The organism is Tenacibaculum aquaeponti (assembly GCF_052084715.1).
GTDB lineage: Bacteria > Bacteroidota > Bacteroidia > Flavobacteriales > Flavobacteriaceae > Polaribacter.
The window spans coordinates 1,269,744-1,286,075 of record NZ_CP197288.1 but is presented as its reverse complement, the minus strand read 5'-3'; the positions used below and the strand labels follow the sequence as shown (position 1 = coordinate 1,286,075).

The window sequence follows — 16,332 nt, the reverse complement described above, 5'->3', positions numbered from 1 at the left end:
TTTAAATTTGCAGTCCGTTAGAAATAACGGATTGTTTTTTTAAACAAAAAGCCGATATAGCTCAGCTGGCTAGAGCAGCTGATTTGTAATCAGCAGGTCGTGGGTTCGAGTCCCTCTATCGGCTCAAAAAGAAACAAAAGTTCATTAAAATATTATTTAAGATTTAAAGGGGAGATTCCAGAGCGGCCAAATGGGACGGACTGTAACTCCGTTGTCTTTCGACTTCGCAGGTTCGAATCCTGCTCTCCCCACAAAATCTTGTTTTTTTGCGGGAGTAGCTCAGTTGGTAGAGCGTCAGCCTTCCAAGCTGAATGTCGCCGGTTCGAACCCGGTCTCCCGCTCAAAATCATTTGCGATTTTGTTTTTTTTGAAATTTGATTGAAAGAAAACTAAAACAGTAAATTGTAAATGTGATGCCGGTGTAGCTCAGCTGGTAGAGCGCATCCTTGGTAGGGATGAGGTCACGGGTTCAAGTCCCGTCATTGGCTCAATAAAAAAAAGAGTTTAAGATAACACTAAATATATTTAACTAAGAATTAAAATTAATAATCATGGCAAAAGCAACTTACGATCGTTCAAAGCCACACTTAAATGTTGGAACTATCGGTCACGTAGATCACGGTAAGACTACATTAACAGCTGCTATTACAAAAGTATTAGCAGACGCAGGATATTCAGAGAAAAGAGATTTTGATCAAATCGATAACGCTCCGGAAGAGAAGGAAAGAGGTATTACAATTAACTCTTCTCACGTAGAGTATGCAACTGCAAACCGTCACTACGCACACGTTGACTGTCCAGGTCACGCCGATTATGTAAAGAACATGGTAACTGGTGCTGCTCAAATGGATGGTGCTATCTTAGTAGTTGCGGCTACAGATGGTCCAATGCCACAAACTCGTGAGCATATCTTATTAGGTCGTCAGGTAGGGATTCCACGTATCGTTGTTTTCTTAAACAAAGTTGATATGGTTGATGATGAGGAGTTATTAGAGTTAGTTGAAATGGAAGTTAGAGAATTATTATCTTTCTATGAATATGATGGAGATAATAGTCCTGTAGTTCAAGGATCTGCTTTAGGAGCTTTAAATGGAGAGCAAAAATGGGTTGATACAGTATTAGAGTTAATGGAAGCTGTTGATACTTGGATTGAAGAGCCGCCAAGAGATACTGAAAAAGATTTCTTAATGCCAATTGAAGATGTGTTCTCTATTACAGGTCGTGGTACTGTTGCTACTGGTCGTATTGAAACTGGTATCATCAATTCTGGAGATCCTGTAGAGATTATTGGAATGGGAACTGAAAAGTTAACTTCTACTGTAACAGGAATCGAAATGTTCCGTCAGATTTTAGATAGAGGTGAAGCAGGAGATAATGCTGGTATCTTATTAAGAGGTATTGATAAGAATGATATCAAAAGAGGAATGGTAATTGTTAAGCCAGGTTCTGTAACTCCACACGCTAAGTTTAAAGCTGAGGTTTATATCTTAAAGAAAGAAGAAGGTGGTCGTCACACTCCTTTCCACAATAATTACCGTCCACAGTTCTATGTGCGTACTACTGATGTTACTGGTAATATTGCTTTACCTGATGGTGTAGAAATGGTAATGCCAGGTGATAACTTAACTATTACAGTTGATTTAATCCAACCAATTGCATTAAATATCGGTTTACAGTTTGCTATCCGTGAAGGAGGTAGAACAGTAGGTGCTGGTCAGGTAACTGAAATTTTAGACTAATAATTAATTAGTAATAAAGACTAGAGGCGTCCCAGCCGGGACGTCTTTATAATACGGGTTTAGCTCAGTTGGTAGAGCACTGGTCTCCAAAACCAGGTGTCGGGAGTTCGAGCCTCTCAACCCGTGCAAATTTTATAAGTGATGAACAACTTTATACAATATATTAAAGATTCTTTTGAAGAATTAAGTACTAACATGACTTGGATTTCTCGTGAAGAAGCACAGAAATCTACAGTAGTAGTTGCAGTTTTTACAATTGTTTTTGCTTTAGCTGTAGCGTTTATTGATAAAGTTTTTCAATCTAGTTTAGATAAATTTTTTAATTTATTTTAAGGATGGCTGATTCAGTAATGAAATGGTATGTCGTGAGAGCGATAGGTGGGCAGGAGAATAAAGTCAAGTCTTACATCGAAACAGAGATAGCTAGACATGGATTATCTGATTATGTTAATCAAGTTATCGTTCCTACAGAAAAAGTTGTTCAAATAAGAAATGGTAAGAAAATGAATCGTGAAAGGGTTTATTTTCCAGGTTATATCATGGTTGAAGCAAATTTAGCTGGTGAGGTTCCTCATGTAATTAAATCTGTTACTGGTGTAATAGGTTTTTTAGGTGAAACAAAAGGAGGTGATCCAGTTCCTATGCGTAAATCAGAAGTTAACAGAATGTTAGGTAAAGTTGACGAGTTATCCGTTAATGAAGAAAATGTTGCTATACCATATACAGTAGGAGAAACTGTAAAGGTTGTAGATGGACCTTTTAATGGTTTTGATGGTATAGTTGAGAATGTTAATGAAGAAAAACGTAAGCTTGAAGTAATGGTTAAAATTTTCGGAAGAAAAACACCATTAGAATTAAGCTACATGCAAGTAGAGAAAATATAACTGTTACATATATATTTTATTAAGATGTGTTAGCTTCCAAAATTAATGCATCGTTAAAACTTAAACAATGGCAAAAGAAGTAAGTAAATTAGTTAAACTACAAGTAAGGGGAGGTGCTGCGAATCCATCGCCACCAGTTGGACCCGCTTTAGGTGCTGCCGGAGTTAACATCATGGAGTTCTGTAAACAGTTTAATGCTCGTACACAGGACAAACAAGGTAAAGTATTACCAGTAGTGATTACAGTATATACTGATAAATCATTCGAATTTGTTGTTAAAACTCCACCAGCTGCAGTACAATTACTAGAAGCGGCCAAAATTAAGAAAGGTTCTGGAGAACCAAATAGAAAGAAAGTAGCAAGTGTTACTTGGGATCAAGTTAGAACTATTGCAGAAGATAAGATGGCAGATTTAAATGCTTTCGAAATTGAATCAGCAATGAGAATGATCGCAGGAACTGCTCGCTCTATGGGATTAACAGTAACAGGTGATGCACCTGCTTAAACTAAAAGAGAATTAAAATGGCAAGATTAACAAAAAAGCAAAAAGAAGCTCGTGCTAAGATTGACTACTCTAAGGTTTATGACTTAAAGGCAGCATCAGCATTGATTAAAGATATTACAAACGTAAAGTTTGATGCATCTGTTGATTTAGCAGTACGTTTAGGGGTAGATCCTCGTAAAGCTAATCAAATGGTACGTGGAGTTGTAACATTACCTCATGGAACTGGTAAAGATGTAAAAGTTTTAGCATTAGTTACTCCAGATAAAGAAGCTGAAGCTCAAGCAGCAGGAGCTGATTATGTTGGATTAGACGAATACCTTCAAAAAATTAAAGGAGGTTGGACAGACGTAGATGTTATCATTACTATGCCTAGTGTAATGGGTAAATTAGGACCTTTAGGACGTGTTTTAGGGCCAAGAGGTTTAATGCCAAACCCAAAGACAGGTACAGTTACTATGGATGTTGCAAAAGCAGTTGCTGAAGTAAAAGCTGGTAAAATTGACTTTAAAGTTGATAAAACAGGTATTGTTCACGCTGCAATCGGTAAAGCATCTTTCGATGCAGATAAAATTGCCGAAAATGCTAACGAATTAGTTCAAACACTTTTAAAATTAAAGCCAACAGCAGCAAAAGGAACTTATATTAAGAGTATCTTTATGTCTTCAACTATGAGTCCTAGTGTTCCTGTAGATGTGAAATCTGTTTCATAGGCAGTTAAAATCTATATATCATGACTAGAGAGGAAAAATCACAAGTAATACAAGATTTAACAGCGCAATTAGCAGATACAAGTACAATCTATTTAGCAGATATTTCTGGTTTAGATGCTACAACTACATCTAACTTACGTAGAGCTTGTTTTAAAGCTAACGTTACATTGGCTGTTGTAAAAAACACATTGCTTGAAAAAGCAATGGAAGCTTCAGATAAAGATTTTGGAGATTTACCAGAAGTTTTAAAGGGAAATACTTCATTGATGATTGCAGAGGCTGCAAACGCACCTGCAAAAGTTATCAAGGAGTTTAGAAAAAAGTCTAAAGATAGACCTTTATTAAAAGGTGCTTTTGTAGAAGAAGCTGTTTACATTGGAGACGATCAGTTAGACGCTCTTGTAAATATCAAATCTAGAGAAGAACTTATCGGTGATATTATCACATTATTACAATCGCCTGCTAAGAATGTTGTTTCAGCATTACAATCAGGAGGTAGTAAGTTATCTGGTATCTTAAAGACATTATCAGATAAATAATTAAGCGCACTAATAAACTAATAATAAAAAATTAAAACAATTAAAATGGCAGATTTAAAAGAATTCGCAGAACAATTAGTTAACTTAACAGTAAAAGAAGTTAATGAATTAGCAGATATCTTAAAGGATGAGTATGGTATCGAGCCTGCAGCAGCAGCAGTAGCAGTAGCAGCTGGACCAGCAGGAGGAGGAGATGCAGCTGAAGAGAAAACTGAGTTCGACGTAATCTTAAAGGCAGCAGGAGGTTCTAAATTAGCAGTAGTAAAATTAGTTAAGGAATTAACTGGTTTAGGATTAAAAGAAGCTAAAGGAATCGTTGATAGCGCACCAGCTCCAGTAAAAGAAGGAGTATCTAAAGATGAGGCAGAAGGTCTTAAGAAGTCTTTAGAAGAAGCAGGAGCTGAAGTAGAGTTAAAGTAAGCTTACTCCCCACAATAAAGTGGGATAACAAAATACAGGTTTAGGTTCTAAAACAAAAAGTTTTAGGCCTAAACCATTTTGTGTATATATTTGTTCTTAAAATCACATTCAATATAGTTTGTGTTTTTGCAACTTTTAATTAATGATTATCAAATAGTTAATTTTTAATTTAGTTGTAAAGTGTTAGAAAAAAAAACTTTATTAGTTTAATAAGATATTTTTAATTCAAAAATAGTTTCTCTTTTGGCAACGATAAAAACTACTGAAAGAATCAACTTCGCATCTTCACGCATTGGAGCAGATTATCCAGATTTTCTGGATATTCAAATTAAATCTTTCCAAGATTTTTTCCAATTACAAACAAAAGCTGAAGAAAGAGGAGAAGAGGGTTTATATAAAACCTTCATGGATAACTTCCCAATTACAGATACAAGAAATCAATTCGTTTTAGAATTTTTAGATTACTTTGTAGACCCACCACGATACAGTATACAAGAATGTATTGAAAGAGGTTTAACTTATAGTGTACCTCTTAAAGCAAGGTTAAAGTTATATTGTACAGACCCTGAACATGAAGATTTTGAAACCATTGTTCAAGATGTGTATTTAGGAACTATACCTTATATGAGTGGATCTGGAACATTTATTATAAATGGAGCAGAGAGAGTTGTTGTATCTCAATTGCATAGATCTCCTGGAGTTTTCTTTGGTCAGTCTTTCCATGCAAATGGAACAAAATTATATTCTGCAAGGGTAATTCCTTTTAAAGGTTCCTGGATTGAATTTGCTACAGATATTAATCAGGTAATGTATGCCTACATTGATAGAAAGAAAAAGTTACCTGTAACAACATTATTCAGAGCAATTGGTTACGAAAGAGATAAAGACATACTTGAAATTTTTGATTTAGCTGAGGAAGTAAAAGTTTCTAAAGCTGGGTTAAAAAAAGTATTAGGTAGAAAATTAGCAGCTAGGGTATTAAAAACTTGGCATGAAGATTTCGTGGATGAAGATACAGGAGAAGTAGTTTCTATTGAACGTAATGAAATCATTTTCGACCGTGATACTATTTTAGAAAAAGAACATGTAGATGAAATAATTGAAGCAGGAGCAAAAACCATATTATTACACAAAGAAGATAATGATATGGCAGATTATGCTATTATTCATAATACATTACAAAAAGACCCTACTAACTCTGAAAAAGAAGCAGTAGAGCATATTTACCGTCAATTACGTAATGCTGAACCACCAGATGAGGAAACAGCAAGAGGTATTATAGACAAATTATTTTTCTCTGAGCAAAGATATAATTTAGGAGAAGTTGGTCGTTTCAGAATGAATACTAAACTTCAATTAAATGAAGATATTGATCAAAAAGTATTAACGAAGAATGATATTATTACTATCGTTAAATACTTAATAGAATTAATTAATTCTAAGGCAGAAGTAGATGATATTGACCACTTATCTAATCGTCGTGTACGTACAGTAGGTGAGCAATTAGCAGGTCAATTTGGTGTTGGTTTAGCTCGTATGGCTCGTACAATTCGTGAGAGAATGAATGTGCGTGACAATGAGGTGTTTACTCCAATTGATTTAATTAATGCAAAGACATTATCTTCTGTAATTAATTCGTTCTTTGGAACGAATCAGTTATCTCAGTTTATGGATCAGACGAATCCACTTGCTGAGATTACACATAAACGTCGTTTATCTGCATTAGGACCTGGAGGTTTATCTAGGGAAAGAGCTGGTTTCGAGGTTCGTGATGTTCACTATACTCACTACGGTCGTTTATGTCCAATTGAAACTCCTGAAGGTCCAAACATTGGTCTGATTTCATCTTTAGCGGTTTATGCTAAAGTAAACCCAATGGGATTCATCGAAACACCATATAAAAAGGTAAATGAAGGTAAGGTATTAGACGAGGGGCCTATTTATTTGAGTGCTGAAGAAGAAGAAGGAATGAAGTTCGCTCAATCTAATATTGAAGTTACTGATGACGGATCTATTGATAGAGATAAAGTAATTGCAAGAGAGGAAGGAGATTTCCCTGTAGTTACACCTGAGGTTGTTAATTATATGGACGTTGCTCCTAACCAAATCGCTTCTATATCAGCTTCATTAATTCCATTCTTAGAACATGATGATGCGAACCGTGCATTAATGGGATCTAACATGATGCGTCAGGCTGTACCTTTATTAAGACCTGATGCACCAATTGTAGGAACTGGATTAGAGAGGAGAGTAGCAAAAGATTCTAGAATCTTAATAAACGCAGAAGGAGATGGAGTTGTAGAGTATGTTGATGCAAATACAGTTACGATCAAGTATGATAGAACTGATGAAGAGCGTTTAGTAAGTTTTGATTCAGATGATAAATCATACGATTTAATTAAGTTCAGAAAAACTAACCAAGGAACTAATATTAACTTAAAGCCTATCGTAAGAAAAGGTGATAGAGTAGAAAAAGGACAAGTTCTTTGTGAAGGTTATGCAACGCAGCAAGGAGAGTTAGCTTTAGGTAGAAATATGAAGGTTGCCTTCATGCCTTGGAAAGGATATAACTTTGAGGATGCGATTGTAATTTCTGAAAAAGTAGTTCGTGAAGATATATTTACTTCTATCCATATTGATGAATATTCTTTAGATGTTCGTGATACAAAATTAGGAGCTGAAGAATTAACAAACGATATTCCAAACGTTTCAGAAGAGGCTACTAAAGATCTTGATGAAAATGGAATGATCCGTATAGGAGCAGAAGTGAAGCCTGGAGATATTTTAATTGGTAAAATTACTCCTAAAGGAGAAAGTGATCCAACTCCAGAAGAAAAATTATTAAGAGCAATTTTTGGTGATAAAGCTGGAGATGTAAAAGATGCTTCTTTAAAAGCTTCTCCATCATTAAAAGGTGTTGTAATTAATAAGAAATTATTTAAGAGAGCTGTAAAAGATAAAAACAAAAGAGCAAGAGATAAAGAAGCAGTAGCAACTTTAGAAGCTTCTTTTGTGTCTAAGTTCGAAGATTTAAAAGATCAATTAATCGAAAAATTATTTCATTTAATTACTGGAAAAACATCTCAAGGTATATTTAACGATTTGGGTGAAGAAGTTTTACCAAAAGGTAAAAAATTCACTCAAAAAATGTTAAACTCTGTTGATGATTTTACACACTTAAATGGGGTTTGGACTACAGATAAAGAATTAAACGCTTTAGTTGTAGAGTTAATTCACAACTATAAGATTAAAGTTAACGATTTACAAGGAGTTCTTCGTCGTGAGAAGTTTACAATTTCTGTTGGAGATGAATTACCTGCTGGTATTTTAAAGTTAGCTAAAATTTATATTGCTAAAAAGCGTAAGTTAAAAGTAGGGGATAAGATGGCAGGACGTCACGGTAACAAAGGTATTGTTGCTCGTATTGTACGTCAAGAAGATATGCCTTTCTTAGAAGATGGAACACCAGTAGATATTGTATTAAATCCATTAGGGGTACCATCTCGTATGAATATTGGTCAGATTTATGAAACTGTTCTAGGATGGGCAGGTCAAAAATTAGGTCAGAAATATGCAACTCCAATTTTCGATGGTGCTTCTTTAGATGAAATCAATAAATTAACAGATGAGGCAGGAATTCCTAGATTTGGTCATACATATTTATATGATGGAGGTACAGGACAACGTTTCGATCAACCAGCAACAGTTGGGGTAATTTATATGATTAAGTTAGGTCACATGATTGAAGATAAGATGCACGCACGTTCTATCGGACCATACTCTTTAATTACGCAACAACCATTAGGAGGTAAAGCTCAGTTTGGAGGTCAACGTTTTGGAGAAATGGAGGTATGGGCTCTTGAAGCATATGGAGCATCTAGTATCTTACGCGAAATCTTAACTGTAAAATCGGATGATGTATTAGGTAGAGCTAAAGCATACGAAAGTATAGTTAAAGGTGAAGCAATGCCAGAACCTGGATTACCAGAATCATTTAACGTATTAATGCATGAGCTTAAAGGTTTAGGGTTAGACGTTAAATTAGAAGAGTAAAAAAGATAATCAAGATTGTTATATAGCAATCTTGGTTTCAGTGTTTATATAATTATAATTTAAGCATTATAGCTTAAAGCATTTTGCAAACTATTATGGCAAGAAAGAACGAAAAATACACTGTTAAGAAATTTAACAAAATTTCAATTGGTTTAGCTTCTCCTGAATCTATTTTAGAAGCATCTAAAGGAGAGGTTTTAAAGCCAGAAACAATAAATTACCGTACGCACAAACCAGAAAGAGATGGGCTTTTCTGTGAAAGAATTTTTGGTCCTGTTAAAGATTATGAATGTGCTTGTGGTAAATACAAAAGAATCCGATACAAAGGAATCGTTTGTGATCGATGTGGAGTTGAAGTAACTGAGAAGAAAGTTCGTAGAGATAGAGTAGGTCACATCAATTTGGTAGTACCAGTTGCTCATATTTGGTACTTTAGATCATTACCTAACAAAATGGGATACTTATTAGGTTTACCATCTAAGAAGTTAGATATGATCATCTATTACGAGCGTTATGTAGTAATCCAACCAGGTATTGCTAAAAATGCAGAAGGAGAACCATTACAAAAACTAGACTTCTTAACAGAAGAAGAATATTTAGATATAGCTGATTCTTTACCACAAGATAATCAGTATTTAGAAGATACAGATCCTAATAAATTTATAGCTAAAATGGGAGCTGAGTGTTTAATTGAGTTATTAGCTCGTATCGATTTAGATGAGTTATCTTACCAATTAAGACACAAAGCGAATACTGAGACTTCTAAACAGCGTAAAAATGAAGCTTTAAAGAGGTTAAATGTAGTAGAGGCTTTTAGAGATTCTCAAAAGAATAGAGAGAATAAGCCAGAGTGGATGATCATGAAAGTTGTTCCTGTAATTCCACCAGAGTTACGTCCATTAGTGCCATTAGATGGTGGTCGTTTCGCTACTTCAGATTTAAATGATTTATATCGTCGTGTAATTATTCGTAACAATCGTTTAAAGAGATTAATGGAGATCAAAGCTCCTGAAGTAATCTTAAGAAATGAGAAACGTATGTTACAAGAATCTGTAGATTCATTATTTGATAATACACGTAAATCATCAGCAGTTAAAACAGAATCTAATAGACCATTAAAGTCTTTATCTGATAGTTTAAAAGGTAAACAAGGTCGTTTCCGTCAGAACTTATTAGGTAAGCGTGTTGATTACTCTGCACGTTCTGTAATTGTTGTTGGACCAGAATTAAAGCTATATGAATGTGGATTGCCAAAAGATATGGCAGCTGAATTATACAAGCCTTTCGTAATTCGTAAGTTAATAGAAAGAGGTATTGTTAAGACAGTAAAATCTGCAAAGAAAATAATCGATAGAAAAGAGCCAGTAGTTTGGGATATTCTTGAAAACGTAATTAAAGGTCACCCAGTTTTATTAAACCGTGCTCCAACGTTACACCGTTTAGGTATCCAGGCATTCCAACCTAAATTAATAGAAGGTAAAGCAATCCGTTTACACCCATTAGTATGTACGGCCTTCAACGCCGATTTCGATGGAGATCAAATGGCGGTTCACTTACCTTTAGGACCAGAAGCTATCTTAGAAGCTCAGTTGTTAATGCTAGCTTCTCACAATATTTTAAACCCTGCAAATGGTGCTCCAATTACTGTACCATCTCAGGATATGGTATTAGGATTATACTACATGACTAAAGAGCGTAAATCTACTCCAGATTTGGTAATCAAAGGAGAAGGTTTAACATTCTATTCTCCAGAAGAAGTTACTATTGCTTACAATGAAAAGAGAGTAGACTTAAATGCTGGTATTAAAGTAAGAACTCAAGATGTAGAGGATGGTCAAGTAGTTACCAAAATTATAGAAACTACTGTAGGTAGAGTTTTATTTAACGAAGTTGTACCAGAAGCTGCTGGTTATGTAAACCAAGTTTTAACTAAGAAATCTTTAAGAGGAATTATTGGTGATATATTAAAAGTTACAGATATTCCTGCTGTTGGTAAATTCTTAGATGAAATCAAAAATATGGGATATAAATTTGCTTTCCAAGGTGGTTTATCATTCTCATTAGGTGATATCATTATTCCAGAAGAAAAGCACACTATGATTGCTGAAGCTAACAAAGAGGTGGATGGAATCGTAATGAATTATAACATGGGTATGTTAACTCAAAAAGAACGTTATAATCAGGTAATTGATGTTTGGGGTTCTACAAACAACAGACTAACTGAATTATCTATGAAGCGTTTACGTGAGGATCAACAAGGGTTTAACTCTGTATTTATGATGTTAGATTCTGGAGCTCGTGGTTCTAAAGAGCAGATTCGTCAGTTAACAGGTATGCGTGGATTAATGGCAAAACCTAAAAAATCGACTGCTGGTGGTGGAGAGATTATTGAAAACCCAATTCTTTCTAACTTTAAAGAAGGTCTTTCAATTTTAGAATACTTTATCTCTACGCACGGTGCTCGTAAAGGATTAGCTGATACCGCATTAAAAACTGCCGATGCTGGATATTTAACGCGTCGTTTAGTAGATGTATCTCAAGATGTAATAGTAAATGAAGTAGACTGTGGTACATTACGTGGATTAGAGATTATGCCATTAAAGAAAAATGATGAAATCGTTGAATCTTTAGCAGATAGAATTGAGGGTAGAGTTTCTTTACATGATGTTTATAGTCCTAATTCAGATGATATTTTAGTAAGTGCAGGTCAACTTATTACTGAACCTTTAGCTAAAGCAATTCAAGCTACAGGTATCGATAGAGTAGAAGTACGTTCTCCTCTAACTTGTGAGTCTAAGAGTGGTATTTGTGCTCAGTGTTACGGTAAGAGTTTATCTACAGCGAAGAAAGTACAAAGAGGTGAAGCAGTTGGTGTAATTGCTGCACAATCTATTGGAGAACCAGGTACACAGTTAACACTTCGTACATTCCACGTTGGAGGAGTAGCAGGAAATATTTCAGAAGAAAATAAATTAATTTCTAAATTCGACGGTAACGTAAAAATTGAAGATTTACGAACAGTTAATGGAAAGGATAGTAATGGAGAACCTGTAGAAATTGTTATCTCTCGTACAGCTGAAATTAAAATTATTGATAAGAAAACTGGAATTACATTAAGTACCAATAACATCCCTTACGGATCGGTAATTTTTGATAAAGAAAGAAAGACGATTAAAAAAGGAGATGCAGTATGTCAATGGGATCCATTTAACGGAGTTATTGTTTCAGAATTTGGAGGTAAAGTTAAGTTTGACAACTTAGAGCAAGGTATTAATTACTCTGTAGAAGTTGATGAACAAACAGGATTCCAAGAGAAAGTAATTACTGACTCTAAGAATAAAAAAATTATTCCTTCTTTAATTATTGAAGATGCAGATGGTAATGCTTTACGTTCGTATAGTTTACCTGTAGGAGCTCATTTAATTGTAGAGAATGGAGATGATGTAGAAGAAGGTAAAACTTTAGTTAAAATTCCACGTAAGTCTGGTAAAGCGGGAGATATTACAGGAGGTTTACCACGTGTAACGGAATTATTCGAAGCACGTAATCCTTCAAACCCAGCAGTAGTTGCTGAAATTGATGGAGTTGTATCTTTTGGAAAAATTAAGCGTGGTAATCGTGAAATTATTGTAGAGTCAAAAACAGGAGATATTAAGAAGTATTTAGTAAAGTTATCGAATCAAATATTAGTTCAAGAAAATGACTTTATTAAAGCTGGTATGCCATTATCTGATGGAGCTACAACACCAGCTGATATCTTAAGAATTAAAGGGCCTTCAGCAGTTCAAGAATACTTAGTAAATGAAATACAAGATGTATACCGTTTACAAGGGGTGAAAATTAACGATAAGCACTTTGAAGTTGTAGTACGTCAAATGATGCGTAAAGTTAAGATTATTGATTCTGGAGATACATTATTCTTAGAGAATCAATTAGCTCACAAGAACGATTTTATCGAAGAAAATGATAAAATCTATGGTATGAAAGTAATTGAAAATGCCGGAGATTCTGAGAATTTAAGAGAAGGTCAATTAATAACAGCACGTGAATTAAGAGACGAGAATTCTCTTTTACGTAGAGCAGACAAAGAATTAGTAATAGCGAGAGATGCTCAACCTGCAACAGCAGAACAAGTACTTCAAGGTATTACTAGAGCTTCGTTACAAACGAAATCATTTATCTCAGCAGCATCGTTCCAGGAAACAACGAAAGTGTTAAATGAAGCAGCTGTTAATGGTAAGATAGATACTCTTGAAGGATTAAAAGAGAATGTAATTGTAGGTAAACGTATACCAGCAGGTACAGGTCTTAGACATTATGAGCAAGTAATAGTTGGACCAAAAGATGAAATCCAACAAAGTTTATAGTACAAACTTAAAGGCCTCTTAATTTAAGAGGTCTTTTTTGATTTTAATATATAATGGAAGAAAATACAAAAGATCCACAAATTAATATTGAATTAGATCAAGATGTGGCAGAAGGAACATACAGTAATTTAGCTATAATTAACCATTCAGTTTCTGAATTTATAGTAGATTTTATAAATATTATGCCAGGAGTTCCTAAAGCTAAAGTTAAATCGAGAATTATTTTAACACCACAACACGCTAAACGTTTAACCAAAGCTTTAGCTGATAATGTTAGAAAATTTGAACAAGCTCATGGTGAAATTAAAGAGTATGAGCAACCGCCTATTCCTATGAATTTTGGAGGAACAACAGGTGAAGCTTAAAATATAAATTAAATCGAGATATTTCTCGATTTTTTTATTTTATAAAACATTCTAGAATAATTTTCAATATAAGAGGCTCTTACAACATTTTTTTAATTTACATAAATCAAAAAAAAATTAAAAGTTTATATTATTTTTTCATTTTAGGTAAAAAAATTATATTTGTTCTATAGAAGTTTAAATATTAACAAAAAAAGTTAATATATTTAAATTCTTAACAAACCAAACTAATACTACTTTATTTTTAATATTCTATCCCCAAAAAAAATGAGAAAATTAAAAATGTATATATTTTACAAACTATAATTTGAAGATGTAAAAAACAACTATATTCTAATCAAATAGAATAAATTGTTTGAATTTATAATACATATTAATAAGACCTTTTTAGGAAGAATAGATAGTAACTTTAGAAGTTTAAAACTTTTAAAATTAAACTAAAGTATTGAATGAAGAAATTTATTTTAATTTATTTATTATTAATAACTTCAATTGGTTATTCACAGCGAAGATATGCAGCTGATCGTTATTTTAATGAATTCGCATATAAAAAATCAGCTGAGTTATATAAAGCTTTATACGATAAAGGAGATGAATCTAAGTTGGTAATAAGTAGACTAGGAGATTCTCATTACTACAATACAGAATCTATAGAAGCTGAAAAATGGTACAAACTCTTAATGGAAAAGTATGCTGATAAAGTTTCACCAGAATATTTATTTAGATATGCTCAAACTTTAAAGAGTAATGGAAAAGTTAAAGAATCAGATCTTTGGTTGGAAAAATTGAAAGAGATTGATATTAATGATTCAAGAGCTTTAGAACTAGCAAAGAATCGTAATTACTTTGTTGAGTATTCTAATAGAAAGAAAACCTTTGTTAATATTAAAAATTTATCTATCAACACTAAATATTCAGATTTTGGTGGATATATATATGATGGTAAATTATACTACGCATCAACAAAACCCACAGGAAATAAATATGATAGAAGAAGATATAAATGGAATAATCAACCATTTTTAAATGTATATATAGCAGAAGAACAATTTAGTGATATAGCTGAAGGTTTAGAATTAGGAAACCTTAAGCAATTTAATGAAATAAGTACCCGTTATCACGAGTCAAATGTCATTTTTACTAATGATGGAAATACTGTATACTTTACACGAGATAATTTTGATGGAAAAAAGTTAAGAGGTGACAAACAAAAAATAACGCATTTAAAAATCTATAAAGCTGAGAAGATAAATAATGAATGGAAAAACTTTACAGAACTTCCATTTAATAGTGATTTATATTCTTGTGGTCATCCCGCGTTAAGCGCAGATGGTAAAACCTTATATTTTGTTTCAGATATGCCTGGAGGAATTGGAGCAACCGATATTTATTCTGTAGAAATTCAAGATAATAATACTTACGGAACTCCAATAAATTTAGGAAGAACTATAAATACAGAAGGTAGAGAAATGTTTCCTTATGTAGATAAAGAAAACACAATGTATTTTTCTTCAGATGGTCTTTTAGGAATTGGAGCTTTAGATATTTTTGAATCTAAAACAGATACAAATGGATCGTTTACAACTCCAATAAATTTAGGAACACAAGTTAATAGTCCCTTAGATGATTTTAGTTTTGTTATAAGTGAAGATAAATCTTATGGTTATTTTTCTTCTAACAGAGAAGGAGGGAAAGGTGATGACGATATTTATAGTTTTGTGATATACAGATGTAAAGAAGAAATTACAGGAATTGTAACTGATTCTAGAACAGGTGAACCTATTTCAGGAGCTAAGGTTAGATTAATAGACGAAAAAGGAGAACCGATTAAACAACAAATAACTAGTAATGACGGTAGATATTTATTTAAAGATATTACTTGTGAAAATAATTATACAGTAACAGCATCTAAAGAAGATTACAGGAATGATAAAAAGAATGCTATAACTGAAGATATAGATAAGAAAGCAATTCAAGCAGATTTAGTTTTAGAATCGTTAATAGTTGACGAACCTGAGGTAGATTCACAAATTGTAATCAACCCTATTTACTTTGATTTTGATTTATATAACATAAGAGAAGATGCGGAATATGAGTTAGAGCATATTGTGTCTGTGATGAATAATCACCCTGATATGGTGATTAAAATAGAATCTCACACAGACAGTAGAGGAACAAAAGCATATAATAGAACTTTATCAACTAATAGAGCAAAGTCAACAAAAGCTTATTTGATATCTAGAGGAATAGCTTCAAATAGAATTCAAAGTGCAATTGGTTATGGTGAAGATCAATTATTAAATCATTGTAATGATGTGAATCAAAGAAAATGTTCTGAAGCAGAGCATCAAAAAAATAGAAGATCATATTTTTATATAGTTAAAGGAGGTAAGAATGTTTCAACCAATCAATAATAAAAAAAAGAGTGTTAATTTTTTAGTTTTTTTTCAGAAAAAAGTTAACGTATGTTAAAAAAAATACTATATTAGTAATGTCAATAAGTAAAAATAATATTTGACAATAATAAAATAGCTCCCCTAAAAACAATTATATAATTTTGATATATATCATCTTAAGTATGGTAAATGCTTAATAGATGTAAGTTCCTTAAGTTTTTTTATTTAATTTTAATGTGTTAAAATTTGTTAAAAAAAAATAAGTGATTATTTTAGTATAAATTTTTAAATCGTAACACCCCCGGTCTATGCAAAAAAATACTTTTAGAAAACAAACTTCATTAACCTTTTCTT

Annotated in this window: 11 protein-coding genes and 5 tRNA genes; all 16 read left to right on the top strand. The window is 33.0% G+C overall.

Going from position 1 to position 16,332, the window contains the following annotated elements:
- Nucleotides 1–50: 50 nt before the first annotated feature.
- The 16 genes from ACSIGC_RS05585 to ACSIGC_RS05510 all read left to right on the top strand — a co-directional run bounded on the left by ACSIGC_RS05585 (nt 51) and on the right by ACSIGC_RS05510 (nt 15,996).
- A tRNA-Thr gene (locus ACSIGC_RS05585) sits at nt 51–124 on the top strand.
- Nucleotides 125–168: 44 nt separating this feature from the next.
- A tRNA-Tyr gene (locus ACSIGC_RS05580) sits at nt 169–251 on the top strand.
- 17 nt (nt 252–268) lie between these two features.
- Nucleotides 269–341 (top strand) — tRNA-Gly (locus tag ACSIGC_RS05575).
- A gap of 74 nt (nt 342–415) precedes the next feature.
- Nucleotides 416–488 (top strand) — tRNA-Thr (locus ACSIGC_RS05570).
- A 63-nt stretch (nt 489–551) separates the two neighbouring features.
- Nucleotides 552–1,739 carry an elongation factor Tu gene (gene tuf / locus ACSIGC_RS05565; protein WP_442267165.1) on the top strand — a complete coding sequence of 396 codons (1,188 nt, stop codon included), beginning with the start codon at nt 552–554 and terminating at the stop codon, nt 1,737–1,739.
- 53 nt (nt 1,740–1,792) lie between these two features.
- Nucleotides 1,793–1,865, top strand: a tRNA-Trp gene (locus tag ACSIGC_RS05560).
- Nucleotides 1,866–1,880: 15 nt separating this feature from the next.
- Nucleotides 1,881–2,072 (top strand): preprotein translocase subunit SecE, encoded by a 192-nt coding sequence (gene secE, locus ACSIGC_RS05555; RefSeq protein ID WP_299625778.1) that lies wholly within the window; start codon nt 1,881–1,883, stop codon nt 2,070–2,072.
- Between the two features lie 2 nt (nt 2,073–2,074).
- A complete protein-coding gene (gene nusG / locus ACSIGC_RS05550; RefSeq protein ID WP_442267164.1) occupies nt 2,075–2,623 on the top strand; it encodes a transcription termination/antitermination protein NusG in 549 nt (182 codons plus the stop codon).
- A gap of 67 nt (nt 2,624–2,690) precedes the next feature.
- A complete protein-coding gene (rplK, locus tag ACSIGC_RS05545) occupies nt 2,691–3,128 on the top strand; it encodes a 50S ribosomal protein L11 (RefSeq protein ID WP_299674768.1) in 438 nt (145 codons plus the stop codon).
- Nucleotides 3,129–3,145: 17 nt separating this feature from the next.
- Entirely contained in the window at nt 3,146–3,838 is a 693-nt protein-coding gene (gene rplA, locus ACSIGC_RS05540; RefSeq protein ID WP_442267163.1) for a 50S ribosomal protein L1, read from the top strand.
- A gap of 20 nt (nt 3,839–3,858) precedes the next feature.
- The gene (gene rplJ / locus ACSIGC_RS05535; RefSeq protein ID WP_442267162.1) at nt 3,859–4,377 is read left to right on the top strand and encodes a 50S ribosomal protein L10; all 519 of its coding nucleotides are present in this window, start codon (nt 3,859–3,861) and stop codon (nt 4,375–4,377) included.
- 45 nt (nt 4,378–4,422) lie between these two features.
- The gene (gene rplL / locus ACSIGC_RS05530) at nt 4,423–4,797 is read left to right on the top strand and encodes a 50S ribosomal protein L7/L12 (RefSeq protein WP_299674759.1); all 375 of its coding nucleotides are present in this window, start codon (nt 4,423–4,425) and stop codon (nt 4,795–4,797) included.
- A 243-nt stretch (nt 4,798–5,040) separates the two neighbouring features.
- The gene (gene rpoB, locus ACSIGC_RS05525) at nt 5,041–8,850 is read left to right on the top strand and encodes a DNA-directed RNA polymerase subunit beta (RefSeq protein WP_442267161.1); all 3,810 of its coding nucleotides are present in this window, start codon (nt 5,041–5,043) and stop codon (nt 8,848–8,850) included.
- Nucleotides 8,851–8,945: 95 nt separating this feature from the next.
- Nucleotides 8,946–13,217, top strand: a complete 4,272-nt coding sequence (rpoC, locus tag ACSIGC_RS05520) for a DNA-directed RNA polymerase subunit beta' (protein WP_442267160.1) — start codon at nt 8,946–8,948, stop codon at nt 13,215–13,217.
- Nucleotides 13,218–13,270: 53 nt separating this feature from the next.
- Complete coding sequence (locus tag ACSIGC_RS05515) at nt 13,271–13,582, top strand: DUF3467 domain-containing protein (protein ID WP_442267159.1); 312 nt, start codon at nt 13,271–13,273, stop codon at nt 13,580–13,582.
- Between the two features lie 449 nt (nt 13,583–14,031).
- Nucleotides 14,032–15,996, top strand: a complete 1,965-nt coding sequence (locus tag ACSIGC_RS05510; protein WP_442267158.1) for an OmpA family protein — start codon at nt 14,032–14,034, stop codon at nt 15,994–15,996.
- The last annotated feature ends 336 nt before the right edge of the window (nt 15,997–16,332 follow it).

Coding starts and splice junctions, on each gene's coding strand:
- ACSIGC_RS05515 (WP_442267159.1), top strand. CDS start 13,271: ATGGAAGAAAATACAAAAGATCCACAAATTAATATTGAATTAGATCAA.
- tuf (WP_442267165.1), top strand. CDS start 552: ATGGCAAAAGCAACTTACGATCGTTCAAAGCCACACTTAAATGTTGGA.
- rplK (WP_299674768.1), top strand. CDS start 2,691: ATGGCAAAAGAAGTAAGTAAATTAGTTAAACTACAAGTAAGGGGAGGT.
- secE (WP_299625778.1), top strand. CDS start 1,881: ATGAACAACTTTATACAATATATTAAAGATTCTTTTGAAGAATTAAGT.
- ACSIGC_RS05510 (WP_442267158.1), top strand. CDS start 14,032: ATGAAGAAATTTATTTTAATTTATTTATTATTAATAACTTCAATTGGT.
- rpoC (WP_442267160.1), top strand. CDS start 8,946: ATGGCAAGAAAGAACGAAAAATACACTGTTAAGAAATTTAACAAAATT.
- rplL (WP_299674759.1), top strand. CDS start 4,423: ATGGCAGATTTAAAAGAATTCGCAGAACAATTAGTTAACTTAACAGTA.
- rplA (WP_442267163.1), top strand. CDS start 3,146: ATGGCAAGATTAACAAAAAAGCAAAAAGAAGCTCGTGCTAAGATTGAC.
- nusG (WP_442267164.1), top strand. CDS start 2,075: ATGGCTGATTCAGTAATGAAATGGTATGTCGTGAGAGCGATAGGTGGG.
- rplJ (WP_442267162.1), top strand. CDS start 3,859: ATGACTAGAGAGGAAAAATCACAAGTAATACAAGATTTAACAGCGCAA.